The 26738-nt window shown below is 72.9% G+C and carries 21 protein-coding genes; 8 read left to right on the top strand and 13 right to left on the bottom strand.

Annotation, left to right across the window (positions count from 1 at the left end; genetic code table 11):
* The 7 genes from ACFW22_RS32705 to ACFW22_RS32675 all read right to left on the bottom strand — a co-directional run.
* Positions 1 to 197, bottom strand: a 197-nt coding sequence (locus ACFW22_RS32705) for an adenosylhomocysteinase (protein ID WP_386411748.1), incomplete at its 3' end; no start/stop codon positions are given.
* 215 nt (positions 198 to 412) lie between these two features.
* Positions 413 to 1378, bottom strand: a complete 966-nt coding sequence (locus ACFW22_RS32700; RefSeq protein ID WP_386411746.1) for a cation diffusion facilitator family transporter — start codon at positions 1376 to 1378, stop codon at positions 413 to 415.
* 66 nt (positions 1379 to 1444) lie between these two features.
* A complete protein-coding gene (gene manA / locus ACFW22_RS32695) occupies positions 1445 to 2599 on the bottom strand; it encodes a mannose-6-phosphate isomerase, class I (protein ID WP_386411744.1) in 1155 nt (384 codons plus the stop codon).
* Positions 2600 to 2825: 226 nt separating this feature from the next.
* The gene (locus ACFW22_RS32690; RefSeq protein WP_386411742.1) at positions 2826 to 3974 is read right to left on the bottom strand and encodes an SIS domain-containing protein; all 1149 of its coding nucleotides are present in this window, start codon (positions 3972 to 3974) and stop codon (positions 2826 to 2828) included.
* A gap of 274 nt (positions 3975 to 4248) precedes the next feature.
* Positions 4249 to 4431, bottom strand: coding sequence for a Trm112 family protein (locus ACFW22_RS32685; protein WP_384885358.1), 183 nt, complete (start codon positions 4429 to 4431; stop codon positions 4249 to 4251).
* Positions 4432 to 4520: 89 nt separating this feature from the next.
* Positions 4521 to 5888 carry a phosphomannomutase/phosphoglucomutase gene (locus ACFW22_RS32680; protein WP_386411739.1) on the bottom strand — a complete coding sequence of 456 codons (1368 nt, stop codon included), beginning with the start codon at positions 5886 to 5888 and terminating at the stop codon, positions 4521 to 4523.
* Between the two features lie 114 nt (positions 5889 to 6002).
* Positions 6003 to 6437, bottom strand: a complete 435-nt coding sequence (locus tag ACFW22_RS32675) for a DUF3499 domain-containing protein (RefSeq protein WP_386411752.1) — start codon at positions 6435 to 6437, stop codon at positions 6003 to 6005.
* A 299-nt stretch (positions 6438 to 6736) separates the two neighbouring features.
* Here ACFW22_RS32675 and ACFW22_RS32670 point away from each other — a divergent pair, with 299 nt between their 5' ends.
* Positions 6737 to 7192: a metallopeptidase family protein gene (locus ACFW22_RS32670; protein WP_386411750.1), complete on the top strand. Its 456-nt coding sequence runs from the start codon at positions 6737 to 6739 to the stop codon at positions 7190 to 7192.
* 63 nt (positions 7193 to 7255) lie between these two features.
* Here the strand turns inward: ACFW22_RS32670 and ACFW22_RS32665 are convergent, their stop codons facing one another.
* From ACFW22_RS32665 to ACFW22_RS32655, 3 genes are all read right to left on the bottom strand, one after another.
* Positions 7256 to 8788, bottom strand: a complete 1533-nt coding sequence (locus tag ACFW22_RS32665) for a DUF5719 family protein (RefSeq protein ID WP_386411737.1) — start codon at positions 8786 to 8788, stop codon at positions 7256 to 7258.
* Positions 8785 to 12453, bottom strand: a complete 3669-nt coding sequence (locus ACFW22_RS32660; RefSeq protein WP_386411735.1) for a glycosyltransferase — start codon at positions 12451 to 12453, stop codon at positions 8785 to 8787. The genes ACFW22_RS32665 and ACFW22_RS32660 overlap by 4 nt, the downstream gene beginning before the upstream one ends.
* A gap of 440 nt (positions 12454 to 12893) precedes the next feature.
* Positions 12894 to 13157, bottom strand: a complete 264-nt coding sequence (locus tag ACFW22_RS32655; protein WP_015033978.1) for a WhiB family transcriptional regulator — start codon at positions 13155 to 13157, stop codon at positions 12894 to 12896.
* A 650-nt stretch (positions 13158 to 13807) separates the two neighbouring features.
* Between ACFW22_RS32655 and ACFW22_RS32650 the strand changes: the two genes are divergently transcribed.
* The 3 genes from ACFW22_RS32650 to ACFW22_RS32640 are packed head-to-tail and all read left to right on the top strand — an operon-like array spanning position 13808 to position 16681.
* A complete protein-coding gene (locus tag ACFW22_RS32650; protein ID WP_386411734.1) occupies positions 13808 to 14371 on the top strand; it encodes a cysteine dioxygenase in 564 nt (187 codons plus the stop codon).
* Positions 14372 to 14384: 13 nt separating this feature from the next.
* Positions 14385 to 15341 carry a 2-phospho-L-lactate transferase gene (cofD, locus tag ACFW22_RS32645; protein WP_386411732.1) on the top strand — a complete coding sequence of 319 codons (957 nt, stop codon included), beginning with the start codon at positions 14385 to 14387 and terminating at the stop codon, positions 15339 to 15341.
* Positions 15338 to 16681, top strand: a complete 1344-nt coding sequence (locus ACFW22_RS32640) for a coenzyme F420-0:L-glutamate ligase (RefSeq protein WP_386411730.1) — start codon at positions 15338 to 15340, stop codon at positions 16679 to 16681. The genes cofD and ACFW22_RS32640 overlap by 4 nt, the downstream gene beginning before the upstream one ends.
* A gap of 78 nt (positions 16682 to 16759) precedes the next feature.
* On the opposite strand, the gene ACFW22_RS32635 is transcribed toward ACFW22_RS32640, so the two are convergent.
* The 3 genes from ACFW22_RS32635 to ACFW22_RS32625 form a co-directional block, all read right to left on the bottom strand.
* Positions 16760 to 17716: a DNA-3-methyladenine glycosylase family protein gene (locus ACFW22_RS32635; RefSeq protein ID WP_386411728.1), complete on the bottom strand. Its 957-nt coding sequence runs from the start codon at positions 17714 to 17716 to the stop codon at positions 16760 to 16762.
* A gap of 207 nt (positions 17717 to 17923) precedes the next feature.
* A complete protein-coding gene (locus ACFW22_RS32630; protein WP_386411724.1) occupies positions 17924 to 19006 on the bottom strand; it encodes a sugar phosphate nucleotidyltransferase in 1083 nt (360 codons plus the stop codon).
* 104 nt (positions 19007 to 19110) lie between these two features.
* Positions 19111 to 20448, bottom strand: coding sequence for a peptidoglycan recognition protein (locus ACFW22_RS32625; RefSeq protein ID WP_386411722.1), 1338 nt, complete (start codon positions 20446 to 20448; stop codon positions 19111 to 19113).
* A 137-nt stretch (positions 20449 to 20585) separates the two neighbouring features.
* On the opposite strand from ACFW22_RS32625, the gene ACFW22_RS32620 reads away from it, so the two are divergent.
* From ACFW22_RS32620 to ACFW22_RS32605, 4 genes are all read left to right on the top strand, one after another.
* Complete coding sequence (locus ACFW22_RS32620; protein WP_386411720.1) at positions 20586 to 21338, top strand: TIGR03089 family protein; 753 nt, start codon at positions 20586 to 20588, stop codon at positions 21336 to 21338.
* 297 nt (positions 21339 to 21635) lie between these two features.
* A complete protein-coding gene (locus ACFW22_RS32615) occupies positions 21636 to 22865 on the top strand; it encodes an LCP family protein (RefSeq protein ID WP_386411718.1) in 1230 nt (409 codons plus the stop codon).
* A gap of 230 nt (positions 22866 to 23095) precedes the next feature.
* The gene (locus ACFW22_RS32610) at positions 23096 to 24805 is read left to right on the top strand and encodes an LCP family protein (RefSeq protein ID WP_386411716.1); all 1710 of its coding nucleotides are present in this window, start codon (positions 23096 to 23098) and stop codon (positions 24803 to 24805) included.
* A gap of 51 nt (positions 24806 to 24856) precedes the next feature.
* Complete coding sequence (locus ACFW22_RS32605; RefSeq protein WP_386411714.1) at positions 24857 to 26665, top strand: LCP family protein; 1809 nt, start codon at positions 24857 to 24859, stop codon at positions 26663 to 26665.
* Positions 26666 to 26738 lie beyond the last annotated feature (73 nt).

Here is a 26738-nt window from a genome sequence, read left to right as displayed (position 1 = left end):
TCACGGCGGATCGACATCAGACCGGGCATCTCGTGCTCGGCCAGCGTGATCTCCTTGCGGCCGAACGCGGCCAGGGACAGATCGGCGACCTTGAAGTCGTGGTGGGTGACAGTCGTCATGACTGGGCTGCTCCTCGTGTCTGCGAGTGCAAGGGTCGGTTGAGGTGCCTGACACCGGGGTGCGGTCCCCGGACACACGAATGCCCGGGCGCTTCCTCGGTGCCGTCGTCGGAGGCCCTCTCTCCCTCGGACGGTCCATGGACCGCCCGACCGCCATCAGCAGCGACGTCTGGCTGGTCACGAATCTACACCGGTCGGCGCGGAGGCCACAGTCCACATCGAGTCGCGGAGGAGGCGGGCCGGGGCGGAACGTCGATGCGTGCGGCTCCGAGGGGTCCCGGTTCGCGCCCCGGTCAGTGGTCGGAGCCGCCCGGCGCCTTGGCCGGGTTCCGGCCCGCGGAGGCGGCCGCCTCGCTGTAGATGTCGGGCTCCAGGTAAATGACCCGGGCGATCGGGACGGCGGCGCGGATGCGCTCCTCTGCCGCGTTGATGGCGTTCGCGACCTCGGTGGCCGTGTCGTCGTGCTGAACGGCGACCTTGGCCGCGACGAGGAGCTCTTCGGGGCCGAGGTGGAGCGTGCGCATGTGGATCAGGCGGGTGACGGTCTCGCCGTCGACGACGGCGGCTTCGATCTTCTTGACCTCGTCGACGCCGGCGGCCTCGCCGAGCAGCAGTGACTTGGTCTCGGCGGCGAGCACGATCGCGATCAGGATGAGCAGGACGCCGATGCAGAGGGTGCCGATGCCGTCCCAGACTCCGTTGCCGGTGAGCAGGGCCAGGCCGACGCCGCCGAGGGCGAGGACGAGGCCGACGAGGGCGCCGAAGTCCTCCAGGAGGACGACCGGGAGTTCGGGGGCCTTGGCGCGGCGGATGAAGTCCTTCCAGGACAGGCCGCCGCGGATCTCGTTCGACTCCTTGATGGCGGTGCGGAAGGAGAAGCCCTCGGCGACGATCGCGAAGAGGAGGACGCCGACCGGCCAGTACCAGGCCTCGATCTCGTGCGGGTGCTTGATCTTCTCGTAGCCCTCGTAGACGGCGAACATGCCGCCGACGGAGAAGAGCACGATCGAAACGAGGAAGGCGTAGATGTAGCGCTCGCGCCCGTAGCCGAAGGGATGCTGCGGGGTGGCCTCGCGCTGGGCCTTCTTGCCCCCGAGGAGCAGGAGGCCCTGGTTACCGGAGTCGGCGACGGAGTGCACGCTCTCGGCGAGCATCGAGGACGAACCGCTGAAGAGGAAGGCCACGAACTTGGCTACGGCGATCGCGAGGTTGGCGGCGAGGGCCGCCACGATCGCCTTGGTTCCGCCTGACGCGCTCATGGGTGTGTGGGATCCCTTCGTCGGTGCTCCGGCTCGATCGCCGCGGTTCGGCCGGTCATTCTCGCATCAGGCCGCGACGGTCGCGCGAAACACCGTTCCTGCTCCGGTCAGTTCGACGGTCTCGCCCGCAGGTACGAAGACGGACTCGCCGGGCCCGAGGGGGATCTCGCCCGCTGTCGGGCGGCCGGCGACGGCCAGCAGGATCTGGGGGGTGGGGACGGTGAGGTCGGTCGGGGCGGCGCCCTCGGCACGGACGAAGCGGGAGAGGCGGAACTCGTCGATCGGGGTCTCGTAGACCTCCTCGCCGGAGGGCGAGGCCTCGGGACGCAGGACACCGGGGTCGATCACCGGTTCGAAGCGGACGATCCGGAGGAGTTCGGGAACGTCGACGTGCTTCGGGGTGAGGCCGCAGCGCAGCACGTTGTCGGAGTTGGCCATGATCTCGACGCCGAGTCCCTCGATGTAGGCGTGCGGGACGCCGGCGCCGAGGTAGAGGGCTTCGCCGGGCTGCAGCCGGACGTGGTGGAGCAGCATGGCCGCGATGACGCCGGGGTCGCTCGGGTAGTGGTGGGCGAGGGTCGCGTACGGCGCGTGGGCTCCGCCGAGTGCCTCGGCGGCGGCGGCGGCCTCGGCGACGGTGTGCGCCATCTCGGTGTGGTCGGCGGTGAGCAGGGCCGTGAGGACCTCGCGGAGCGCTGCCTCTTCGGGGTGGGCGTGGAGCAGGTCCACATAGGGCTTGAGCGAGTCGACCCCGAGGGCCGCGATGAGGTCGGCGGCTTCGGCCGGGGGCCGGAAGCCGCACAGTCCCTCGAAGGGAGTGAGGGCGCAGATCAGCTCGGGCTTGTGGTTGGCGTCCTTGTAGGTGCGCTGTGGGGCGTCGACCGGGATGCCGGCGGCCTCTTCGGCCGCGTGCCCGGCCTTGGCCTGGGTCGGGTCGGGGTGGACCTGGAGGGAGAGCGGGGCGCCCGCGGCCAGCAGTTTCAGCAGGAAGGGGAGTTGCGGGCCGAACTTCTCGACGGTGGGCTCGCCGAGTTCGCGTACGGGGTCGGCGGCGATGAGTGCGTTCAGCGGGCCGCGCTCGGTGAGGGAGGGGGCTCCGGGATGGACGCCCATCCACATCTCGGCCTGGGGCTCGCCGGTGGGGGCGGTTCCGAGCAGTTCCGGGATGGCCGTCGTGGACCCCCAGGCATAGGGGCGGACGGTGTTGACGAGGCGGTCCATGGTGCCTGCCAGCTCCTCGGGGTCGTGACGGATGGTGCGGAGTGTCGGGAGACAGATGACAGGGATCGGATGACGGAGGGGTGACGGGGCGGTGGGCGAATGGGTGACGGGGCGGTGGACGGGGTGCGCGGGGCGGGATGCCGGTGGGGCGGGGTGCCCGTGGGGCGGGTGGGGTACTGGTGGGAAAAGGGGCGCCCTGGTGGGGGTGCGGGGCGCCGGTGCGTCCCTAGCGGGCGGTGCGGGCCTGGGTGGTCAGGGCCAGGTAGACGGCCGCGAAGTCGGTGACCGCGAGCAGTTCGGCGAGGCTCTCCAGGTCGCTGCCCTCCTCCGGTTCGAGTTCGCTGATGGCCGTTTCGTGGCCGAGGGCGAGTTCACGGGCGGCCGGGGCGGCGGTCAGGCCGCCCGTCGGACGGTCGCGGAGCAGGACCACGCGTGCGCGGAGGGCTTGTGGCTCCTCCACGCGGTCGCGGAAGAAGTCGTCCGGGTCCGCGCCGGCCGCGTAGTCACCGGCGAGGAGGACTCCGTGTGCCGGTAGCGCCTCCGGGAGTTCCGCGGCGAGTGCGGGGAGGCCGGCGAGTTCGGCGAGCACGGCGGCGAAGCGGCGGCCGGCCGGGCCCGCTGCGTAGCCTTCGGTCCAGATCAGCGGGAGCGTGTCCGCGAGCTCGGCGGCGAGGGTCTTCGCCGGGTTGCCGTACGTGGCGATGGCCGGCCCGCAGCGCTCGGCCGCGTGGTCGAGGCGGTCGGCGACCTTCTCCAGTGCCTCCGGTGGCGCCTCGATGAGGCCGACGCGGTCCAGCAGCGCGAGCAGGGGGGTGAACAGGGCCCAGAGTGCGCCCGGGCTGGCCGCGATGCTCTCGGCGTATTCGTCGGGGGCTTCGTTCGGGGCGATCGCCATCGGGACGAACAGGCCGTGCGAGCCGTTGACCGCTTCGGCGAGCGGGGAGGCCTTGGGGGCGACGGCGACGACGGTGATGCCGCGGCGGTAGGCCTGCTCCGCGAGGAGGGCGAGGCCGGGCTCCGAACCGTCGGTGGTCGGGAGCAGCAGCAGGTCGACGGAGCCCGCCCAGCCCGGCAGGGCCCAGCGGAGGGCGCCCGCCGCCGGGGCGACGCCGGTCGGCTGGAGTCGTGCGACGGGGGCCGAGCTTCCGGCGAGTGCGCCGATCAGGTCCGCGACGGCTGCGGCGGCGGTGCCGGGCCCCGCGACGAGGACCGCACGGGGGCGGCCTTCCGGGCGGAGGTCGGCGATGCCGGCTTCGGCTGCGTGGCGGGCTGCGGTCCGAACCCGTGCGCCGGCCTCGGCGGCGCCGCGCAGAAGGCCACGGCGGTCGGCCAGGGCGAGGTCGTCCGGGGCGTCGAGGAGGGTCTCGTCGAGCATGTGCGGTGCCTCCGGTCGTCGGAGCGGGGTCCCTGTGGTGCGTGTCGTGCGGGGCGTTCGCGGGAGGGGCGGGTCCTGGTGGTGTGCGCCCGGGCCGTTCCGTTCCCGTCCGCGCCGCCCGTGCCCCCGAGGGCCCGGAGCTCCGGGTCTTCTCGTGGGGTGCCCGTCCGGGGCGGTCGTGCCTCCGGAGGGGCTCGTACCGGCGCGGTCGCGGATGCGTGGACCTCCCGGGGCCTCCGGGGTGCCTCCGGGGCTCGCCGGGGCTGCCGGTGGCCTAGGCCGGGCGGCGGGCCTCGTCCGTGAGCAGGACCGGGATGCCGTCGCGCACCGGGTAGGCGAGGCCGCAGTCGGGGCTGCTGCAGATCAGTTCGGGGGTCTCGTCCGCCGTGCGGTCGTTCAGCGGAGCGTGACAGGCCGGGCAGGCCAGGATCTCCAGGAGGCCGGCTTCGAGCGGCATGGGGTTTCCCTTCGAACAAATGGATAGGGCCAGGTCAGCCTACCGCCGGGGAACGGGGGGCGCCCCCGTTCCCCGGCGGATCGGCGGGGTCAGTCGGTCGCCCGGACCAGGGCGAGGACCGCATCGCGGACCTTGGCCATGGTGGCCTCGTCGCGGGCCTCGACGTTGAGGCGGAGCAGCGGCTCCGTGTTGGAGGCGCGGAGGTTGAACCACCAGTCCTCCGCCGTCGCCGTGAGGCCGTCGAGCTCGTCGAAGGCGACGCCGTCCTCGTCCGCGTAGGCCGCCTTGACCTTGGCGGTGCTCGCCGCCTGGTCGGCGACGGTCGAGTTGATCTCGCCCGAGGCGGCGTACCGGTCGTAGGCCGAGACCAGGTCGGACAGGGTGCCCTGCTGGCCGCCGAGGGCCGCGAGGACGTGGAGCGCGGCGAGCATGCCCGTGTCCGCGTTCCAGAAGTCCTTGAAGTAGTAGTGCGCGGAGTGTTCGCCGCCGAAGATCGCCCCGGTCTTCGCCATCTCCTCCTTGATGAAGGAGTGGCCGACGCGGGTGCGGACCGGCTGGCCGCCCTGCTCGCGGACGACCTCGGGCACGGACCAGGAGGTGATCAGGTTGTGGATGATCGTTCCACCGGGGTTCTTGGCCAGCTCGCGTGCGGCGACGAGGGCCGTGATCGCGGACGGGGAGACCGGCTCGCCGCGCTCGTCGACGACGAAGCAGCGGTCGGCGTCGCCGTCGAAGGCGAGGCCGAGGTCGGCGCCCTCGGCGCGGACGCGGGCCTGGAGGTCGACGATGTTCTTCGGGTCGAGCGGGTTGGCCTCGTGGTTCGGGAAGGTGCCGTCGAGCTCGAAGTACATCGGGACGACGTCGAGCGGGAGTCCCCCGAGCACGGTGGGGACGGTGTGGCCGCCCATGCCGTTGCCCGCGTCGACGACGACCTTCAGGGGGCGGATCGCGGTGAGGTCGACCAGGGACTTCAGGTGTGCGGCGTAGTCCGCCAGGGTGTCGCGCTCGCTGATCTCGCCCGTCCGTGGCGCGGCCTCCGGGGCGCCCGTCCGCGACCACTGCTGAGCGAGGGCGCGGATGTCGGCGAGGCCGGTGTCCTGGCCCACGGGGGCGGCACCGGCACGGCACATCTTGATGCCGTTGTACTGGGCCGGGTTGTGGGAGGCCGTGAACATGGCGCCGGGCAGGCCGAGGCTGCCGGAGGCGAAGTACAGCTGGTCCGTGGAGCAGAGCCCGATGAGGGTGACGTCGGCGCCGAGGCGGGCCGCGCCGCGTGCGAAGGCCGCCGCGAGGCCCGGCGACGAGGGGCGCATGTCATGGCCGACGACGATCGCGTCCGCCTCCGTCACCCGGACGAAGGCCGCGCCGAAGAGCTCGCTGAGCGTCTCGTCCCACTGGTCGGGTACCACTCCGCGGATGTCATACGCCTTCACGATCTGCGACAGATCGACGGTCACGGATCCACCCTCCTGAGTTCTCGGCACGCGTGTGCGGCGCGTGTGCGGAACGCCAAAGCTACCCGCAGACCGGAGGTGCGGGCCCGGAGGTCCGCGGCCGGTGGCCGGTTGCCGTCAGTTGTCGGGGGACCGCAGGACCCTCAGGTGGCCGCGGCGTCCGACCTCCATGGGGTCGCCGCCGCGTCCGGTGCCGCCCTTGCCGCCGGCCTCGGCCTTGCGCTCGTGGGGGCGCGCCGCCTCCCGCACGGCGTTGGCCAGCGCTTCGAGGTCGTCGCCGCTGGGGCGGGTGGGGGCGGATCCGTCGGAGAGCCGCACCACTTCCCAGCCGCGGGGTGCGGTCAGGCGCTCACCGTGCTCGGCGCACAGGTCGTAGCAGTGGGGCTCGGCGTAGGTGGCGAGCGGGCCGAGGACCGCAGTCGAGTCGGCATAGACGTACGTCAGTGTCGCGACGGCAGGGCGGCCGCACGCAGTGCGCGAACAGCGACGTACAGGGCTCACGACGTTGGACGGTACCGCACTCTTGAGCGGGCCGCGACGACTCTCCCTCAGGTCACTCCACCGTGTCGCGATGTGACCTCCGCCACGCGCCCTCGCGCGGTGGCCGTCCTGACCTGCGGAGGAGGAAGGGCAGGGGGGTGGGGGTAGGGGGGTATTCAGACACCTTGAGATGCAAATCCGGTCAAGCAGGGCCAGATGGCCGATCGTCACGGCCGGTCGAATCGTGCACCCGGTTGGCCGGAACGTTCAGGTTTCGACAAGGCGGGGGGACGGGGCGCGGACGGACGGGGAAAGGTGGCGAGGATGCGCCACGGTGCGGTGGGACGGATGGGGGTTACGCTGCGTCAGTGATGGAGAGTCCTGTGCCGCCGAGCCCTTCGCACCGTCCCACGGAGCCCCCGACGGAGCCGCGGGCCCGTCGCCGCGACCGGCACGGCCGCGGGATGCGGGGGCCGGTCGCTCCGCCGCAGGTACCGCTCTCCGCGAGCCGGTCCGACACCTTCCGTGACCTGGTCCTCGACTCGGTGGAGCGGCTCGAGCGCCGCTGGCCCCAGTTGGCGGACGTCGACTTCATGGTGATGGAGGTGCCGCCGGTGGTGTCGGGCGAGACCGTGCCGCTGGGCGGTTCGGTACCGGCGGAGAAGAACGAGCCGGCCCGGGTGGTCGTCTACCGGCGGCCGGTCGAACTGCGCTCGAAGAGCCGTGACGAGCGGGCCCTGTTGGTCCACGAGGTGGTCGTGGAACAAGTTGCGGAACTCCTCGGCCTCTCGCCCGAATCGATCGATCCCCGCTACGGACAGGACTAGGACGAACGGATCCGGTCACCCGGCGGGCCCGACGCTCCGGTCGGCACGGGCCCGGGCCGTACGTCAGCCGAGTACGCCGAGGTCCTGGTGGGCGGTCGGCACCTCGACCGTGCCGCGGTCGTCGACGAAGGTCTGGACGGTGAACATCGGGATGCCGTCCTCCGGAACGGCGAGCGTCCGCGCCGCGTACACCTTGCCCCCGGAGACCGGCTCGACGGTCAGCGCGTAGGAGCCCTTGAGCCCCGCGGGCACCAGATCGGGCAGGACCGTCGTCGTGCCCGCCTTGACGGTGACCGTCTTGGACACCGGCGCGCCCGCCCCGGAGCCGGCCGAGGCCGTGACCTTGACCTGGGCGTCGGCGGCCGGAGCGGTCAGCGAGAGGGTCGACGCCTTGGCGCGGTTGTCGGCGACCGTCGCCCGCGCGGAGACGGCGGCGGTCGCCGGGACGAACGCGATCTCGGTCTTCTCGCCCTTGCCCCGGACGACCTGGAGCGCCGCCACGACCGGGGTCGGCTTCTTCGGGTCGCTCGGGGTGAGCAGCAGGGAGCCCACCGCGCCGCGGGTGAGCTCGGGCAGGTCGACGGCGGCCGTCATGCCGGACTTCACGTGCAGGGAGTCGGCCCCTGCCGGCACGATCGTCCCGGTCGTGGTGACCAGCTGGACCTTGAGGTCGGCGTCGTCCTCGCCGGGGGCGAAGGCCACCAGCCGCACCGAGGTGGCGTCGGCCGGGATGCCGGGGAGCACGGCGCTGCTCGCCGGGTCGGTCGCGGCGGCGAGCCAGTCGCTGCCGAGCTTGTCGTCGGCGACGGCGACCGCGGCGCTGACGCGTCCGCTGCGGGTGCTGACGTGGACGGTGACGTCCCGCTGCGCGGCCTCTCCGGTGAGGGTGGAGAGGAGGACCGGGACGGTGGAGCGGGCGGGGACCGGGATGCCTTCGGTGAACTGGGACTTGAGGACGCCCTCGGGGCCGTACAGCTCGATGTCGACGACGGCCGCGGTGTCGTCGGGATTGGTGAGGTGGAGGTAGTCCTGGCGTTCCTTGGCCGTGGAGGCGGCCGGGAACCAGAAGTCGGTGTCGGGGGCTGCACAGGCGAGGCCGCGGAGACCGCGTGCGCCACCGGCCGGGACCATGCTGGTCTGCTGGACGGTCCAGCCGGGGGCGAGGGTGCCGGTGGCCGTGCCGATGAGGGCGGGGGCGGCACCGCCGTCGACCTGGACGGCGACGGGCTTTCCGGGGGCGGTCACGGTGGCCGGGACCTTGGGCTCCTTGGACTTCTTGCCGCTCCCGGTGGCGCCGTCTGCGGTCGTCGCACCCACGGCGGCGCGGAGCAGCGCCGTCGGCTGTGCGGTCTTGGCGGAGCCGGCCGGGGAACCCGTCTCCTTGCCCGCCGTCGGCGTGTACGAGGTGTAGAGCGTCTCGGCGACCTCCGAGGTGCTGGGCACCGGGCAGGCGAGGCCGACGCGTTCCACCGGCAGACGCGTGGTGGCCGTCGCCCCGGGGGCGGCGGCGCCGTCCGGAGCGGTGAGGGCCGCGAAACCGGTGACGGCGGCGAGGGCCGTGGCGCCCGCGATCAGGGAGAGGGACGTGCGCTTCACTGGTTGCTGCTCCCGTCGGGACGCTGCTCGGTCTCGTGGCCCTGGGGGTACCCGTACTCGTAGCCGTACGGGTCGTACTGCTGGGACCGGTCGTACTGCTGCTGGTCGTACTGCTGCTGGTCGTACTGCTGCACCTGCTCGTAGCCCTGCTCCGGGTAGGGCTGCTGGTCGTAGCCGTGCTGGGGGTACGCGTAGGACTGCTGCTGGTAGGGGTCCGCCGCGTAGTCCCGGTAGTAGTCCTGGTCGGCGTACGTCCCGTCCTGGGGCTGCTGCGGGGCCGGCTCGTAGGCCGGGGCGTATCCGTCGCTCCCCTCCCGCTCCGGGTTCCGGGGCTGGTGGGAGGGCTGCTCCGGGATCGGGGCCGGTTCGCCCTGCGGGAACCCGGGGGCACCGGCGGCCTCCGCCTCCGCGGCGGCGCGCAGCCGGCGGGCGCGACGGCCGTCGCCCTCGGTCGCCTGGGCGGGGATCGCGAGCTCCTCCTCCGGCAGGTCGTCGTCGATCTGGCGGCGGCGGCCGGGCAGGGCGAGGACGAGGAGCACGACGGCGAGACCGGCCTGGGCCCAGATCCATGCGGTGTGGGTGAGGGGTGCCTCGTACGTGAGGTCGAGGCGGCCCCCCTGGGCGGGGAGTTCGAAGCCCTGCGCCCAGCCGTCGACGGTGGTGCCCTTCAGCTCCTTGCCATCGAGGGTGGCGGTCCAGCCCTCGGCGGCGCGGTCGGCGAGGCGCAGGACGCGACCGGCGGGGCCGGCCGGGACCTCGGTGTGCGCTTCGACGGGACCGGCGGCGACGGCGAGCGGGGCGGCGGCCTCCGCCTCGCCCCCGTCCGGTGCGGTGCCCTTGGCGACCGGCGGGACGATCATGATCCGGGCGATCTCTCGGTCGACGCGCCAGAGCGCACTGCCGTCGAGCTGGCTGAGCCGGCTGAGCCCGGGGGTGGCGTCGAGGACCCGGCTCATCTGGCGCGGTGCCCCGTCCCGCACCAGGACGTAACGGATGGCGTAGCCACTGAGCTCCTGCGTCTGGTCGGCGCCGGAACCGGCGACGAGCCGGGCGACGACCTCGTCGAGGCGGGGGGCCGCTTCGGCACCGGCGGTCAGTTCGGCGTCGCCGAGGCGGGCGCCGGAACCGCGGACCAGGGTGTAGGCGACCTTGCCGGGCGCGCTGCCGCCGAGGACGAGGGTGCGGGGCTGGTCGCGGGTGCCGCTCTCCTCGGCGACGAAGGCCGGGACCTGGACCGGGTCCCGCCGGGTCAGCGGGCCGTCGGCGCCGCCGATCATCCAGCCGACGGCGGCGACGGCCGGGCCGAGGGCACAGGCGAGGGCGATCAGGGCGGCGACGGGCTGACGCCAGCCGAAGCCGTGGGCGGCGACGCGGGTGCGACCGCCTTCGGCGCCGATGGTTCCGGCAGCGATCAGGGCGGCGCCGTAGACCAGGGTGGCGGGTCCGGCCCAGCCGGTGCCGCCCGCACCGTTGCTGAGGGCGGCGAAGAGGAGCCCGGCGAGGGCCGCGGCCCAGGCAGCACGGACGGCGAACGCGCGCTCCTCGCGCAGGAGCCCGGCGAGGGCGGCGAGGACGAGGCCGATGAACAGGAGGCCGCCGAGGGTGCCGGGCCCGCCGGGGCTGGTGCCCAGCAGTTCCAGTGTGCTCGCCGTGCCCGTGCGGACGTCGAGGCCGGCCTCGCGCAGGAAGGCGCCGGGGTCGGTGAGGAGGGCGATCGACCAGGGCGCGAGGACCAGCAGAGGAGTGCCGACGGCGGCCAGGAAGCGGAGCCCGTACGCCGTGATGTCGTCCCTGCGCACGGCGAGCACGCCCAGGCCGAGGAGCACGGCGAGCGGCCAGACGATCGGGGTGAACGCCATGGCGAAGGTGAGCAGGAAGGCGTACGCCCAGGTGGCGCGCCAGCTGCCCCGGTCCGGTCGGTTGAAGCCGTGGGCGGCGACGGCTGCTCGGGCGATCAGCGGGAGCAGGACCGCGAGGACGGCGGTGCCGAGCCGGCCGGCGGCGAGGGCACCGGTGGCGGCGGGCAGGAAGGCGTACGCGATGGCGGCCCAGGCGCGCAGCAGGCTGGACTCGACGATGCCGCGGGCGGCGAAGTACGCGGTGAAGCCCGCCAGGGGGACCGAGCAGACCAGCAACAGGGTCAGCGCGGTGGAGGTGGAGCCGAGGAACAGCGCGGAGAGCGCGGCCAGGACGGCGAGGTAGGGCGGGGCGCCCTGGGTGCCGCCGGCGCCGATGGGGTGCCAGGCGTCGGCGTACCGCGACCAGAGTCCGGAGACGGTGTCCGGGGCGGGGAGCAGGGCGCCGCCGGCGAGCGAACCGCCGGCGAAGAGGTTCCGGCAGGCGACCAGGGAGACGAGGAGGAGCAGGGCGAAGAGGACCGGACCGGGCTTGCGGGCGATCTTCTTGAGCCGGGCGAACTGCTCGACCTCCAGGTAGTCGGCGTCCTCGTCGCCGGGTCCGGACTCGACGACGCCGTGGCGGGAACCGCCGGTGTCGGTTTCGCTGCTGCCGAAGTGGGAGGCGACCTGCTCGACGGTGGCGCGGAGGGTGGCGCCCGGCGGCGGGAAGAGCGGGCGGAGTTCGCCCGCGGGGACGGCGGGGTTCTTCCGGCGCTTGCGGGCGGCAAGGATCTTCTCGGGGCGCAGCAGGGTGACGAGGAGGCCCATGACCTCGTCCACCGCCTGTCCGGGGGCCTTGCCGACGAGGTAGCCGAGGGTGCGGAGCAGGGTGCTGAGGACGAGCCTCAGGAAGACGTAGGGCAGGGCCCTGCCCCGGGTGTTGGCGAGGAGGGTGTGGACGGCACCGGCCTTGTCGACGCGGTGCGGGTTGGCGGCGGTGCGCCCCGCGCAGTCGACGCTGCGGCGCTCGCGGGCGGACGCCTCGGCGTGCCGCAGGACGGCGTCGGGGGCGACGAGGACGCGGAAGCCGGCGGCATGGGCGCGCCAGCACAGGTCGACGTCGTCGCGCATCAGGGGGAGGCGCCGGTCGAAGCCGCCGAGTTCCTCGAAGGCGTCGCGGCGGACCAGCATGCCGGCGGTGGAGACGGACAGGACGGAGCGCACCTGGTCGTGCTGGCCCTGGTCCTGTTCGCGGCGGTCGAGTCCGGTCCAGCGGCGTCCGCTGCGGGCGATGCTGACGCCGACTTCGAGGAGCTGCTTCCTGTCGTACCAGCCGCGGAGCTTGGGGCCGATGACCGCGGCGTCGGGGTCGGCGTCGGCGACGCGCAGGAGTTCGGCGAGGGCGCCGGGCTCGGGGGCGCAGTCGTCGTGGAGGAGCCAGAGCCACTGGACCGGTTCGCCGTGCGGGAGGTCCGGGAGGTCGTACGCCTCGTCGTTCCAGGTGCGGCTGACGGGGTCCCAGCCGCTGGGGCGCTTCAGGTAGGGAAGGTCCTCGGGTCCGAGCACGGGCGCGGTGTGGGCGGCCTCCTCGACGGCGGCGCCGAAGCCGGTGCGGCGCGCCAGGTGAAGGACGCGGTCGGCTCCGATGGCGTCGGCGACGAGCTGCGCCGAGTCGTCGGCGCTGCCGGTGTCGGCCGCGACCGCGTTCTGCACGGGGCGCTCCTGGGCCAACAGCCCGGCGAGGGCGTCGGGCAGCCAGCGGGCGCCGTCGTGGGTGACGAGCACGGCGGTGACGACGTGTCGCGGAAACTCAGGAGTTGAGGACATCGAGCTACGGGCCCTCCGGCCGGGGTCGCCCGCGGGGGGCGTGGGGGTGCGTCTCGGACGGAGGCCCACACTAACGGCTGTACGCGGAGCGGTCCGCCGCCCTGTGGACAGTCGGCCCGCGATCGGGGTCGGGCCGGAGGGGTCGCCCCACAGCGCGTGCTCCGGGGCGGGCGCTCCGGGGCGATCGGATCGGGCGATCCCGGTGGCGCGGGACGGGCGGCTCCCGTGGCGCAGGACGCGGACGGGCGGAGCAGGGCCGGGCGCAGGACGCGGACGGGCGGAGCAGGGCCGGGGCCGGAGGCAACCGGAGGGCCGGGGGCCGACGCAGAGCGGAGCGGTCCGCCTCCCCTGTCAGGACCCGGGAGGCGGACCGCTCCGCTCGGTGCCGGTGCGTGCGCTGGCGCACGGGGGCCCGGACGGGGTCCGGAGCCGGATGCCGCTCAGACGGCGGCCTTCTTCAGTCGACGCCGCTCGCGCTCGGAGAGGCCGCCCCAGATGCCGAACCGCTCGTCGTTCTGCAAGGCGTACTCAAGGCACTCGGAGCGGACTTCGCAGGCGAGGCAGACCTTCTTCGCCTCGCGGGTCGAACCGCCCTTCTCGGGGAAGAAGGACTCGGGATCGGTCTGGGCGCACAGTGCGCGCTCCTGCCAGCCGAGTTCCTCGTCCGCGTCCTCGACCAGCAGTTCCTGGAACAACTCGGTCATGTGCGCCCCTCGTCTGTTCTGTGCGTCCCCGTGGTGGTGCCGGGGCGAACCCGGCCGAACGACACGAGTGAAATTACAAGTTTGTGCTCTGTGCGAGTCAAGCCGAGATCTGCTATTGGGCCTCGTATTCACTCTGCGGAACCAAGCCTATGCGGAAAGTGTTCAAATCACCAAAAACCTGACACATGCCACCGGCCTGACCGCATCGTGCGACCTTCAAGAGGGAGGACGTCGAAGGCTTCGATCTTGTTGCGATCCGGCCGGGGAAGCGATCCGGATCACAGTCTGATCACGCTTCCCTCGCCCCTCGGGCACGATCGAAGCGCCATCTCTCCTGGTCCGCGACTGAACAAACCTTTCTCCAGGCACGGTAACCGGATGAGGTGAAACATTACCCCCAAAACGGTCATTGGGTTGACAGTCGGGTATTGCTGCGGCCACCTTTGATGCCATGCCAGCGACCGCAGCGCCCTCCGCGACCCACAGCCGTGGGTTCCGCCGCGCTGTCCAGGCGCGCTGTTGCTGTTGCTGTTCCAGCTGTTGATGCCGTAGGGCTCCAGCTCCTTCCCCCAGCGTCACCCTGCGTCACCCGCGTCACCTCCCTCCCGTGACCCCACCGCTTCTGTTTCTGCTGAGGAACCTCCCCACCCATGAACATGGACAGCGACCTTCAGATCGCCGGCGACATCCTCGAGGTCCCGCACCTCCTCCAGCCCGAGCGCGCCCACCCCGTCACCGTGGCCGAGTTCGTCGGCCTCGCCCGCGCCATTGCCGCGGACCGCTCCCAGTGGGCGCCCTACGTCGAGTACGACGCCACCACCCGCTGGTACCACCGGCTGCGCGCCGTTCCCCCGAACCCCGGCTCCGGCCCCGCGGAGGAGGTCCCGACCGGCTACGAGGTGTGGCTGCTCTCCTGGGTGCCCGGCCAGGGCAGCGGGCTCCACGACCACGGCCCCTCCTCCGGCGTGCTGACCGTCCTGGAGGGCGAGCTGACGGAGCGTACGGACCGGGGGGCGCGGACGCTCGGCGCCGGAGCCCAGCGGGTGTTCGCCCCCGGGTACGTCCACGAGGTCGTCAACGACTCCCTCGAACCGGCCGTCAGCCTGCACGTCTACTTCCCCGGACTGACCGACATGCCGATGCACGAGTCGCTCCGGTCCCAGTGCACCGCGGTCACGCCCGCCCCGGCCGCCCGGGGCGCCGCCGTCTCCTGAGAGACTGCACCGCATGCGCATTGTGGTTCTGGCCGGCGGCATCGGTGGTGCCCGTTTCCTTCGCGGCCTCAAGCAGGCCGCGCCGGACGCGGAGATCACGGTCATCGGCAACACCGGTGACGACATCCATCTCTTCGGGCTGAAGGTCTGCCCCGACCTGGACACGGTGATGTACACCCTCGGCGGTGGCATCAACGAGGAACAGGGCTGGGGACGCACGGACGAGTCCTTCACCGTCAAGGAGGAGCTCGCGGCGTACGGGGTGGGGCCCGAGTGGTTCGGCCTCGGCGACCGGGACTTCGCCACCCACATCGTCCGCACCCAGATGCTCGGCGCCGGCTATCCGTTGAGCGCCGTGACCGAGGCGCTCTGTGCCCGCTGGCAGCCCGGAGTGCGGCTGCTCCCCATGTCCGACGACCGCGTCGAGACGCACGTGGCGATCGAGGTGGACGGCGAGCAGCGCGCGGTGCACTTCCAGGAGTACTGGGTGAAGCTGCGCGCCGCCGTGGACGCCAAGGCCGTCGTGCCGGTCGGGGCGGAGGCGGCGAAGCCCGCACCCGGAGTCCTGGAGGCGATCGCCGGTGCGGACGTCATCCTCTTCCCGCCGTCCAATCCGGTGGTGAGCATCGGGACGATCCTGGCCGTTCCCGGGATCCGCGAGGCGGTCGCCGCCGCCGGGGCGCCGGTGGTGGGGCTCTCCCCCATCGTCGGTGACGCGCCCGTGCGCGGCATGGCGGACAAGGTGCTCGCCGCGGTGGGCGTCGCATCCACGGCGGCCGCGGTCGCCCTCCACTACGGCGCCGGACTCATCGACGGCTGGCTCGTCGACACGGTCGACGCGGGCGCGGTCGCGGAGGTCGAGGGGGCGGGCGTCGCCTGCCGTGCGGTACCGCTGATGATGACGGACGCGGACGCGACGGCCGCGATGGCGCGCGAGGCGCTGGCGCTGGCCGAGGAGGTGCGCGGGTGACGGTTCCCGGGTCCGGTGACGCCCCCGGCACCCCCTCGGCCTCCGCCGCCGAGTACCGGGTGTGGGCACCGTCCGGGCTGCCCGAGGTCACGGCCGGGGACGATCTGGCCAAGCTGATCGCCTCCGTGTCGCCCGGGCTGGCGGACGGTGACGTGCTGCTGGTCACGTCGAAGGTCGTGAGCAAGGCCGAGGGCCGGATGGTGACCGCCGACGACCGGGAGGAGGCCATCGACGCCGAGACGGTACGGGTGGTGGCTCGGCGCGGCACCCTCCGCATCGTCGAGAACCGGCAGGGGCTCGTCATGGCCGCTGCCGGGGTGGACGCCTCCAACACCCCTCCCGGCACCGTGCTGTTGCTGCCCGAGGACCCCGACGCTTCGGCGCGGCGCATCCGCTCGGGGCTGCGCGAGGCGCTGGGCGTCGACGTCGGCGTGGTCGTCACGGACACCTTCGGGCGGCCGTGGCGCAGCGGGCTCACCGACGTGGCGATCGGGGCGGCCGGGGTGCGGGTCCTCGACGACCTGCGCGGTGGGACCGACGCGCACGGCAATCCGCTGGGCGCGACCGTGGTCGCCACCGCCGATGAACTCGCCGCCGCCGGTGACCTGGTGAAGGGCAAGGCGGCCGGACGGCCGGTGGCCGTCGTCCGGGGGCTGCCGCACGTGGTCGCCGGGGACGGGGAGCCGGGCGCCCGGGCACTCGTGCGCGGGGCCGCCGACGACATGTTCCGGCTCGGGACCTCGGAGGCCGTGCGGGAGGCGGTGACGCTGCGGCGGACCGTACGGGAGTTCACCGCGGAGCCGGTCGACCCCGGTGCGGTCCGGCGGGCGGTCGCCGCGGCCGTGACGGCGCCGGCGCCGCACCACACCACGCCGTGGCGGTTCGTGCTCCTGGAGTCGGCGGGGGCCCGGACGCGGCTGCTCGACGCGATGCGGGAGGCGTGGATCGCGGACCTGCGGAGGGACGGGAAGTCGGAGGAGTCCGTCGCCCGGCGGGTCCGGCGCGGGGACGTGCTGCGCAACGCGCCGTACCTGGCCGTGCCGTGCCTCGTCACGGACGGCTCCCACCACTACGGCGACGCGCGCCGGGACGCCGCCGAGCGCGAGATGTTCGTGGTCGCGGCGGGCGCGGGCGTGCAGAACTTCCTGGTGGCGCTCGCCGGTGAACGGCTCGGCTCGGCCTGGGTGTCCTCCACGATGTTCTGTCGGGACGTGGTGCGGGACGTCCTGGGCCTGCCGGACGACTGGGACCCGATGGGCGCAGTGGCGATCGGCCACCCGGCGGCGGCGCCGAAGGCACGGCCGGCGCGCCCGGCCGCGGAGTTCATCGAGGTGCGCTGAGGCGGACCGGCGACCGGTGGGCGCCGCTCCCCCGTCACGGCGGTGGCCGGCGCCGCGGCCGTGACGCCCGGAGCGCCGCTAGAGCGCCGCGATGTTGCCGGGCGTCCGGCGGGGAGCCCGGCGGGGCGGCACGCGACCGCTGAGCAGGATCAGCCGGGCCGCACGGTGGCGCTGGCCCTGGTAGGGGGCCAGGAGCTCCAGCATCGTCCCGTCGTCCGCCGTACGGTCGCCCGCGAGCGCCCAGCCGACGATGCCCGGCAGGTGCAGGTCGCCCGTGGTGACCTCGTCCGGGGCTCCGTTGCTGCGCTGGACGGTCTCCGCGCTCGTCCACGGGCCGATGCCCGGGACCAGTTCCAGGCGCTTGCGGGCCGCCGGCGGGTCCATGTGCGCGGCCTCCTCCAGCCGGGCCGCCACCCGGGCCGCGCGGACGACCGTCGCCGAGCGCTTGCCGTCGACGTTCGCGCGGTGCCACTCCCAGGAGGGGATCTGCGTCCACGTGCGGGCGTCCGGCATCGCGTACATGCCGTCGGGGGCGGGGCCGGGGGCCGGCTCGCCGTACTTGCGCACCAGCAGGCGCCAGGCCCCGTAGGCCTCGTGGGTGGTGACCTTCTGTTCCAGGATCGACGGGATCAGCGACTCCAGGACCAGGCCGGTGCGGGTGAGGCGCAGGCCGGGACGGCGGCGGTGGGTCGCCAGGAGCAGCTTGTGGCGGGGGACGAAGGCGGTCGGATCGTCCTCGGCGCCGAGGAGCGCCGGGAGGCGGTCCAGCAACCAGGGCGCGCCCGGGCCCCAGGCCTCGCCCGCGGCCCGTCCCCCGTCGAGCCGGACCCGTAGGGTGCCGGGGCCGTCCGGGGTGCGGCTGACCCGCCAGACCGAGCCGTCCCGGGTCACCCGGAAGGTGGGGTCGGCGGGGCCGCGGCGGAGCGGGCCGAGGGTGAGGCCGAGGTCCAGCGGGGCGTCCGTGGCGACGGGTGCGGGGACGTGGCCGCCGCGGACCGTGGTGCGCGTGGTTCTGGGTGCGAAGCGGCCGGCCATGGCCACGAGCGTAGCCGGGTGTCGCCGCGCGGACCCCCGGGACGGACGGACCGGTGCCCCTGCGCGGCCCCTCGGGCGGTCGCCGTGCGCGTCCGCCCGAACAGGACAGGACAGGACAGGACCGCCCCGCCTGGACCGGACCGGACCGGACCGGACCGGACCGGCGGGGAACGCCGGATCGCCGGCGCGGTTACCGGTCCGGCGCGGTTACTGGTCCGAGGAGAAGCGGACCGCGCCCGCCGGGAGGATGGCGTCGCACCAGACGCGGACGCCCTCGCGGAGTTCGTTGTCCGGGCCCACCTGGGCGCCGTCGCCTATGACGGCGCCGCTGACGACCGTGCGGGCGCCGATGCGGGCACCCGCGCCGATCAGGGAGTCGGTGATCACCGCGCCGGGTTCCACGACCGCTCCGGCCAGCAGCGTGGAGCCGGCCACCCGGGCGCCTTCGCCGACCACCGCGTCCGCGCCGACCACCGTGCCGCCGGTCAGCTTGGCGTCGGGGGCGACCCGCGCCGACGGGAGGACCAGGCGGTCGCCGCAGCGGCCCGGGACCGCCGGGGAGGGGGCGCGGCCGAGGACCAGGTCGGCGGAGCCCCGCACGAAGGCCTGCGGGGTGCCGAGGTCCAGCCAGTACGTGGAGTCGACCATGCCCTGGAGGTGGGCTCCGGAGGACAGGAGTTCCGGGAAGGTCTCCCGCTCGACGGAGACGGGCCGCCCGGTCGGGATGGTGTCGATGACCGAACGCCGGAAGACGTAGGCGCCCGCGTTGATCTGGTCGGTGACGATCTCCTCCGGCGTCTGCGGCTTCTCCAGGAAGGCCGTGACGCGCCCGGTGGGGTCCGTGGGGACGAGCCCGAAGGCGCGCGGGTCCTCGACGCGGGTGAGGTGCAGCGAGACGTCCGCGCCGGAGTCGGAGTGGGTGGCGACGAGGGCCTGGATGTCGAGCCCGGTGAGGATGTCCCCGTTGAAGATGAGGACGGGGTCGTCGGGGGCCGAGTGCAGCCGGGAGGCCACGTTGCGGATCGCTCCCCCGGTGCCGAGGGGTTCCTCCTCGGTGACGTACTCCAGGCTGAGGCCGAGCGAGGAGCCGTCACCGAAGTGCGGCTCGAAGACCTCGGCCAGGTAGGAGGTGGCGAGCACGATGTGCTCGACGCCGGCGGCGCGGGCACGGGCCAGCTGATGGGTCAGGAAGGGGACGCCCGCCGCCGGGACCATGGGTTTGGGCGTGTTGACCGTGAGGGGTCGCAGCCGTGTGCCCTTGCCACCGACCAGGAGGATCGCTTCTGTCACCTTGTCGTCTCTGCTTCCTGTTCGGGGCCGGTCAGCTCGCCCGTCTCGGTCGTCCGTGCGATATGACCGGTCAGTTTATGCAGATGGTTGCTTCCACGACGCCATCAACTCCTTCCCTGGTACTTCGCGGAGCTGGTGCGGGCGGTGCCGAGCTTGTCGTACAGACGGCCGCCGGGACACTCCGTCGCGAATCCGTCGCGGTGTCCGGCGATGGTGTTGAACCGTACCTTCGTGCCCTTCTTGTAGAGGTTTCCACCCCCTGAGACGAGGGACGCGGTCCCCTTGGGGTTCACCCCGTGCAGCCCGAGCTTCCAGGCCGTCAGGCGCGCGACGGCGGTCAGAACGGCGGCCGGCGGGTTGCTGCTGGTGAAGGTGCCCAGGACGGCGACGCCCATGCTGTCGTTGTTGAAGCCGAGGGTGTGTGCGCCGCGGACCGGCTTGGCCACGCCACCGGCCCTGCCCTCGTAGATGTTTCCGCACTTGTCGACGGCGAAGTTGTAGCCGATGTCCCGCCAGCCGCTGCTCTTGACGTGGTAGCGGTAGATGCTGCGCAGGACGGAGGGGGCCTGGCTGCAGGTGTAGTTGTTGCCGGTGGCGCTGTGGTGGACGAAGGCCGTCTTGATGGTCTTCGTATAGACGAAGCCCGCCTCTCGGATCCGCTCGTCCGCCCCCCACCCCTTTCGGGTGATGATCTTGGGGCGGGGGCCGATGTACGGCTGCGCCGCGGCGGACTGCACCGCCTCCTGCCCCGGCGCGGTCCGGAACGTGATCTCCGTCTCCTCCTTGGAGAGGGCCGGGACCCAGGCCCCGTCGTACGCAGCCAGTCGGTCGTTCGCTCCGCCCGCCCCCACCACGGCCGGGGCGACCGCGCCGCGGATGCGGGGGGCGGCGGCTTCCGACCCCTCCGCCGGGTCCTCGCCCGGGTCCACCAGCTCCAGCCGCAGGCCCGTCGGGAGGAGCTCCGCCCCCCGCACACGGATCTCCACGCCGTCCGAATCCCCCACCCACAGCGGGGCCGTGGAACCGCGGAGCGCCCGTGCGGAGCCCTCGGCACTGTCGGGGTCGGCCCCGTGGTCCTCGTTGTGGGTCTCGACGTCCTGCCAGTCCGACCAGGCTCCGTCGCCGGTGGCCCGGGTGCGGACCTGCACGGTTCCGTGCAGCGGCACCGCCGGGTCGTCCCAGACGACTCCGACGAGCGAGAAGGGTCTGACGTCGCGTCGGGTGAGCCCCTGCTCGCCCGCGCGCGCCCCGCCGGGCGCGCGCGTGGCGGTGCCGAGCGGCACCAGGGGCAAGGACTGGGTGGCGCCCGGGAGGTCGGGGGCCGGGGGAAGTGCGGCGGCCACCGGGAACACCGAGGCCGCTGCCGGTGCGGCGAGGGAAGCCGGCAGGACGAGCACCGCCGCACAGGTGGCGGCGATCGAGGAGGTGAAGGAGACACGCATGGGCCGATCGTGCGTATGTCCACGCCTTTCCGCGCGTCGGGAGCGCGCACGGAAAGCGGCGGGCCGCCGGTCCGACCGGAGGACGCCGTCACCGGTACGGCGGACCCCCGCGCACCCGCCCGCGTACCCTGTCCGGCGTGAACGCCAGCGACCGCACCCCCGCCGACCTGCTGCGATCCGCGCTCGCCGCGGACCCCGCACGCCCCTTGGTCACCTTCTACGACGACGCCACCGGTGAACGGGTGGAATTGTCCGTCGCCACCTTCGCCAATTGGGTGGCCAAGACCGCGAACCTGCTGCAGGGCGAGCTGTCCGCCGCCCCCGGCGACCGGCTCGCGCTGTTGCTGCCCGCGCACTGGCAGAGCGCCGTCTGGCTGCTCGCCTGCTCCTCCGTGGGGGTCACCGCGGAAGTCGGCGGGGACCCCGCGGACGCCGACCTGGTGGTCGCGGGGCCGGACGCCCTCGATGCGGGGCTCGCCTGCTCCGGGGAGCGGATCGCGCTCTCCCTCGCTCCGTTGGGCCGCCGCTTCCCCGTGGCGCCCGCCGGATACGTGGACTACGCGGTGGAGGTGCCGGGCCAGGGCGACCGCTTCGCCCCGTTCGTACCGGTCGACCCGGAGGCCCCGGCCCTCGTCGTCGACGGGGCGGAGCACAGCGCCGCGCAGCTCGTCGAACAGGCCCGGGCGGACGCGGCGGCCCTCGGGCTCGCTCCCGGCTCCCGGCTGCTCTCCGGCTTCGGCTACGGGGACTGGCGGGGGCTCTCGGCGGGGTTGTACGCCCCCCTCGCGGCCGGCGGCTCGGTGGTGCTGTGCCGCAATCTGGACGCCCTGGGCGCCGAGGGGTTGGAGAAGCGGGTGGAGAGCGAGCGGGTGACGCACACCGCCCTCTGAGGCGGCGTCCGCCGCCCGGTGCGCCCCGGCCCGTGCTCCTCCCGCGGCAGGGGCCGGGCACCGGCCCGTCGGGCACCGGCTCCCGTCCCACCCCGCACCGCACCGCCCGGGCATCGGTTCCCCCCCGTTCGGCCCATCGACCCGCCGGGTTCCGGGGTCCGCGTGCCGACTCCGGTACATGATCGGCCGGGGGGAGTCCCCTCCTTCCGCACAACCATGCGTCGGGTTCGGTCGTCTCCTGCTACGACCGGTTGAACGCCCGACGTGCCGCCGATGCCCCGAAGGACGGACCCAGACGTGACGGACCGTGCAGGCACGCCCGCCGAACCGGATCCCCCGGCAACGGAGGACGCGGCGACGGAGAACGCGGTGACCGGGGACGCGGTGACCGGGGAGCCGGAGCAGCCGCGCCGGCGCCACTGGCTGCGCTGGGCCGCGCTCGGCGTCGCGGTCGTCGTGTTGGTCTCCGCCGGGGTCGGTTGGTGGTTCTACCGGAAGCTCGACGGCAACATCACCACGGACACCACCGCCGCCGCCGAGCTGGAGCGGTACGCGACGGAGCGTCCGCCGGCGAGCGCCTCGACCGCCCTGAACGTCCTGCTCATCGGCTCGGACACCCGGGCCGGCGCCGGGAACGGCACGTACGGCAGGGACGAGGGGACCCAGCGCTCCGACACGACGATCCTGCTGCACCTCGCGGCGGGGAAGACCAGTGCGACCGCGGTCTCGCTCCCCCGCGACCTGATGGTGACGATCCCGAGCTGCCGCAAGGCGGACGGGACCCGGACCCGGGAGCAGTTCGCACAGTTCAACTGGGCCTACGAGTTCGGCGGTACGGCGTGCACGATCCGCACCGTCGAGAAGTTGACCGGGATCCGGGTCGACCACCACATGGTGATCGACTTCCGGGGCTTCAAGCGGATGGTGGACGCCGTGGGCGGGGTGGAGGTCTGCCTGAAGGAGCCCGTGGACGACCGGGACGCGAAGCTGAAGCTGCCCACGGGGCGCCAGACGCTCCACGGGGAGCAGGCCCTCGGCTTCGTACGGGCCCGCAAGTCGCTCGGGAACGGCAGCGACACGGAACGCATGGACCGACAGCAGCAGTTCCTCGGAGCGCTCGTCAACAAGGTCCAGAGCAACGGGGTGCTGCTCAACCCGACCAAGCTGTACCCGGTCCTGGACGCGGCCACGAAGGCGATCACCACGGACCCGGGGCTGGACTCGCTGCGGGAGCTGTACGACCTGGCGCGGGCTATGCGTTCCGTCCCGACGGAGAAGGTGCAATTCCTCACGGTGCCGCGGCGGGCCTACCGGTACAACCCGAACCGGGACGAACTGGTGCAACCCGCGGCGAGCGCCCTCTTCAAGCAACTCCGCGAGGACAAACCGGTCCTGGTGACGCCCGAGGCCGACAAGAAGGGCAACGGCCCGGAAACGGACGGGAAGCCCGACGACGCGGACACTCCCACTCCGTCCACGACGCCCACCTTCACGGGCCGGAACGCGGCGGAAGGGGTGTGTGAGTAAAGCGTGGCCCAAGGGAGGCACGGAGAGCGATGAGGTTTGGGCAAATTGCCCGGTTGTAAGGGGCGTGGAATTTGTCACTGACGTCGCCCCGCGCTGAACTGGGCGGATACTGTGACGCGATCCGGTGCACGCAGATCGCGTGGTCGCACCATCAAGGATCGAACGACCGAGAGAGCGGCGCCCTGTGGGGGAGGCGCCCCGCGCGGCACCGACGGAGGACTCGAGTAACCGTGGATGCGCACAGCCGTGGGCGGGCGGACGAGATCGACCCCGCCGACCAGTGGGTCCTCAACCCACAGACGGGCAACTACGAGCTGCGACTGGACCACTCCGCTGCGCAGCAGCAGGAGCCGGTCCGCGCGCGGAGAACCGCCGGAGCCACGCCCACCGACGCGCCGACCGAGGCTCCCGTCCCCGGCCAGCGCCGCCGCCGTGCGCCCGAGCCGCCCGCCGCCGACCAGGTCCCGCCCCAGAGCCGCCGCAAGCGCAAACAGGGTGCGAGCCGCAAGAAGAAGGTGCTGCTCTGGACCGGCGGCACGATGGCGTTCGTGTTGGTGGGCGGCGCCGCGGGCGCGTACATGCTCTACAACAAGCTCAACAACAACCTCGACGTCGTCGACGTCGTCGGAAAGGACGCCAACTCCGGCTTCGCCAAGGGCAAGGCGTTCAACATCCTGCTGATCGGCACCGACAAGCGGACCGGCGAGGGAAACTCCGGCTACGGCGACAAGGACAGCCCGGGCCACGCCGACACCACGATCCTCTTCCACGTCTCCAAGGACCGGACGAACGCCACGGCGCTCTCCATCCCGCGCGACATGAAGACCGACATCCCCGAGTGCGAGACGCGCCAGCCCGACCAGACCGTCAAGACGATCCCCGCCGAGACGGACGTCCGGTTCAACGTGAGCCTCGGCCAGAACGGGCGCGACCCCGGTTGCGTCATGCGCACGGTCGAGGAACTGGCCGGCGTGCAGATCGACCACTTCATGATGGCGGACTTCAACGCCGTCAAGGAGATGACCACGGCCGTCGGCGGAGTGAAGGTCTGCGTGGAGAAGGCCGTCGACGACCCGAAGTCCCACCTGAAGCTCCCCGCCGGCGAATCGATCGTCCAGGGCGAACAGGCCCTCGCCTTCGTCCGCACCCGGCACAGCTTCGGCAACGAGAGCGACCTGGACCGCATCAAGGTCCAGCAGCAGTTCCTCAGCTCGATGATCCGCCAGATGAAGTCGGACGAGACGCTGACGGACCCGACCAAGCTGTACAGCCTCGCCAACGCGGCGACGAACGCGCTCACCGTCGACTCGGGCATAGGCTCCCTCACCAAGCTCCAGGCCCTGGCCCGCGAGCTGTCCTCGATCGACACCAAGAACATCGCGTTCACGACCCTTCCGGTCATCGACAACCCCGCCGAGAAGGTCAGGGCGACGGTCGTCCCGGACCCGGTCCGGGCGCCGCAGCTGTTCGCGATGATCCAGTCCGACACCTCGCTCACCGAGGTGAAGAAGAAGGAACAGGACGCCAAGAACGCCCAGGCGGCGCTCCTCAAGGGGGCTCGGTCCACCGCGGCCGAGGTGCGCGTCAACGTCTACAACGGCAGCGGCATCCAGGGGGCGGCCCAGGCGACCATCAACTGGCTGCAGAACGAGCAGGGCGTCAACCGCTCCAGCAACAAGAGCAACGCCCCCGAGCGGGCGGCGAAGACCACGCTCACCTATGCACCGAACCAAGCCGATCAGGCCCGCAAACTCGCGGACCTGATGGGGCTGCCGGCCACGGCCCTCAAGCCGGGCACTCAGGACGCCGGGGAGCTCGAGCCCATGACGCTCGTCCTCGGCGCCGACTTCAAGGGCGCGGGGGTGCCCATCACCGGACCGGCGAAGGCGCCGGAAAATCTGGAGAAGGTAGCAGCTGACAAACAGGTGTGTGCCAAGTAGCCCCGAACAACGGGGTACTTGACACACTCCTGCCTGACGAGGGGACCTGGGGTGGGACAGAGCAGCGTGCGCGGGGAGGGAACGCGGAGGCGCGTTCCGCGCGCTCGTGAATTCGGCCGGGACGACGACCCGCACGGCACCGGAGAGGCGCCCGGCCGGGTCGGCGGCGCCTCCGAGGAGGACGCGGTCGGCGGAGCTTCCGAGAAGAACTCCGCGAGGGTCGACGCGGCCCCGTCGCCCCGCGCCCCGCGCCGGCGCGGCGGGGGAAGGGGACCCGGCGGCGACGGCGCCGGGGACGGTACGGGCGCGAGGGGTCGCGCCGCCCGCCGGCGCGCCAAGAGGACCGGCAAGCGCCGGGTGCTGCGCTGGATGGCGATCACGCTGTCGGTGCTGATACTCGGCACGGCCGGCGCCGGATACCTGTACTACGAGCACCTCAACGGCAACATCCGCAGCGGCGGGCGGGCGGGCGGCAACAGCGGCGTGCAGAAGGCCGCACCGAACGCGCTCGGCAACACCCCGCTGAACATCCTGCTGATCGGCTCCGACAGCCGGGCGGACGCGAAGAACGTCGCACTGGGCGGGGGCAAGGACCTCCGCAACAACAAGCCCCTGGCCGACGTGCAGATGCTGCTGCACGTCTCGGCGGACCGCAAGAACGCCTCGGTGGTGTCCATCCCGCGCGACACGGTCGTCCCCATCCCCCCGTGCACGAGCGACGACGGCAGCGAGACCTACCCGGCGACCACCAACCAGCCGATCAACGAGACGCTGGGCCGCGGCGGTCCCGGCTGCACCCTCACCACCTGGGAGAGCCTCACCGGGGTCTACATCGACCACTGGGTCATGCTCGACTTCGCGGGCGTGGTGGCCATGGCCGACGCGGTCGGCGGCGTCCCGGTCTGCGTGAAGAGCGGGGTGAGCGACCATCCGACGCCGCTGCAGCCCGGCGGTTCCGGGCTGAAGCTGCCCGAGGGGACGACCGAGATCAAGGGCAAGCAGGCGCTCCAGTGGCTGCGCACCCGGCATGCCTTCGGCAGCGACCAGAACCGGGCCAAGGCCCAGCACATGTACATGAACGGCATGGTCGAGCGGCTCCAGCAGCAGAACGCCTGGAGCGACACCGGACGCCTCATGGGCCTGGCGGACACCGCCACCAAGGCGCTGCAGGTCTCCAACGAGCTCAACACCGTCAAGAGCCTCTTCGACCTGGCGATGCAGCTCAAGAACGTGAAGCTGGACCGCCTCACCACGGCGAACATACCGACGGCCCCGTGGCCGCAGGACAACAACAAGAACATCCTGGTCAAGAGCTCGGCCGACAAGATGTTCGCGATGCTCCGCGACGACGTCGCCTTCGACAAGAACGGCAACCCGGCCGACGCGAAGCCGAAGCCGACGGCCTCGGCAAAGCCGAAGGCAACCGCCGAGGCGCCCGGCACGCTCTCCGTGACGGTCCTCAACGGCACCGGGAGCGACGGCGGGCCCGCCGCCGAGGGCCGGGCCCGCACCGTCTCCGAGATCCTGCAGGGCAAGGGCTTCACCCGGGCGGAACCCTCCCACGGGGAGGCCAGCCGCAAGGACACCGTGGTCAGCTACCCCAAGGCCGACGGCGAGCAGGGCAAGGCGAACGCCCAGTCCGTGGCCACGGCGCTCGGACTGCCCGACTCGGCCGTCCGGGTCGACCTGCAGGCCGAGGGCGTCACCCTCGTCGTCGGTGCCGACTGGCGCGAGGGCACGGTCTACGAGAAGCCGGCCCACGAGGAGGGCGACCTGCCGGACGGGGCGCAGGTCCTCCGCGGCAGCGACAAGGACTGCATGACCGTCTTCGATCCCTACAAGTGGGACGGGAAGAGCTGACCGCGCTCCCCCGCGACGCACGGCGACGGCCGGACCCCGGAGGGGGGTCCGGCCGTCGCCGTCGGGGGACGGT

The sequence above is a fragment of the Streptomyces sp. NPDC058872 genome (genome assembly GCF_042743065.1).
Lineage (GTDB): Bacteria > Actinomycetota > Actinomycetes > Streptomycetales > Streptomycetaceae > Streptomyces.
Note: the sequence above shows the minus strand (reverse complement) of the source record. Positions and strands in the feature narration are given on the sequence as shown.

Bases quoted from the DNA above. Each gene is read 5' to 3' on its own strand.
- cofD (WP_386411732.1), top strand. From the start codon at position 14,385: ATGCGCATTGTGGTTCTGGCCGGCGGCATCGGTGGTGCCCGTTTCCTT.
- ACFW22_RS32625 (WP_386411722.1), bottom strand. From the start codon at position 20,448: ATGCGTGTCTCCTTCACCTCCTCGATCGCCGCCACCTGTGCGGCGGTG.
- ACFW22_RS32690 (WP_386411742.1), bottom strand. From the start codon at position 3,974: ATGCTCGACGAGACCCTCCTCGACGCCCCGGACGACCTCGCCCTGGCC.
- ACFW22_RS32660 (WP_386411735.1), bottom strand. From the start codon at position 12,453: ATGTCCTCAACTCCTGAGTTTCCGCGACACGTCGTCACCGCCGTGCTC.
- ACFW22_RS32635 (WP_386411728.1), bottom strand. From the start codon at position 17,716: ATGGCCGGCCGCTTCGCACCCAGAACCACGCGCACCACGGTCCGCGGC.
- ACFW22_RS32655 (WP_015033978.1), bottom strand. From the start codon at position 13,157: ATGACCGAGTTGTTCCAGGAACTGCTGGTCGAGGACGCGGACGAGGAA.
- ACFW22_RS32670 (WP_386411750.1), top strand. From the start codon at position 6,737: ATGGAGAGTCCTGTGCCGCCGAGCCCTTCGCACCGTCCCACGGAGCCC.
- manA (WP_386411744.1), bottom strand. From the start codon at position 2,599: ATGGACCGCCTCGTCAACACCGTCCGCCCCTATGCCTGGGGGTCCACG.
- ACFW22_RS32650 (WP_386411734.1), top strand. From the start codon at position 13,808: ATGAACATGGACAGCGACCTTCAGATCGCCGGCGACATCCTCGAGGTC.
- ACFW22_RS32700 (WP_386411746.1), bottom strand. From the start codon at position 1,378: ATGAGCGCGTCAGGCGGAACCAAGGCGATCGTGGCGGCCCTCGCCGCC.
- ACFW22_RS32685 (WP_384885358.1), bottom strand. From the start codon at position 4,431: ATGCCGCTCGAAGCCGGCCTCCTGGAGATCCTGGCCTGCCCGGCCTGT.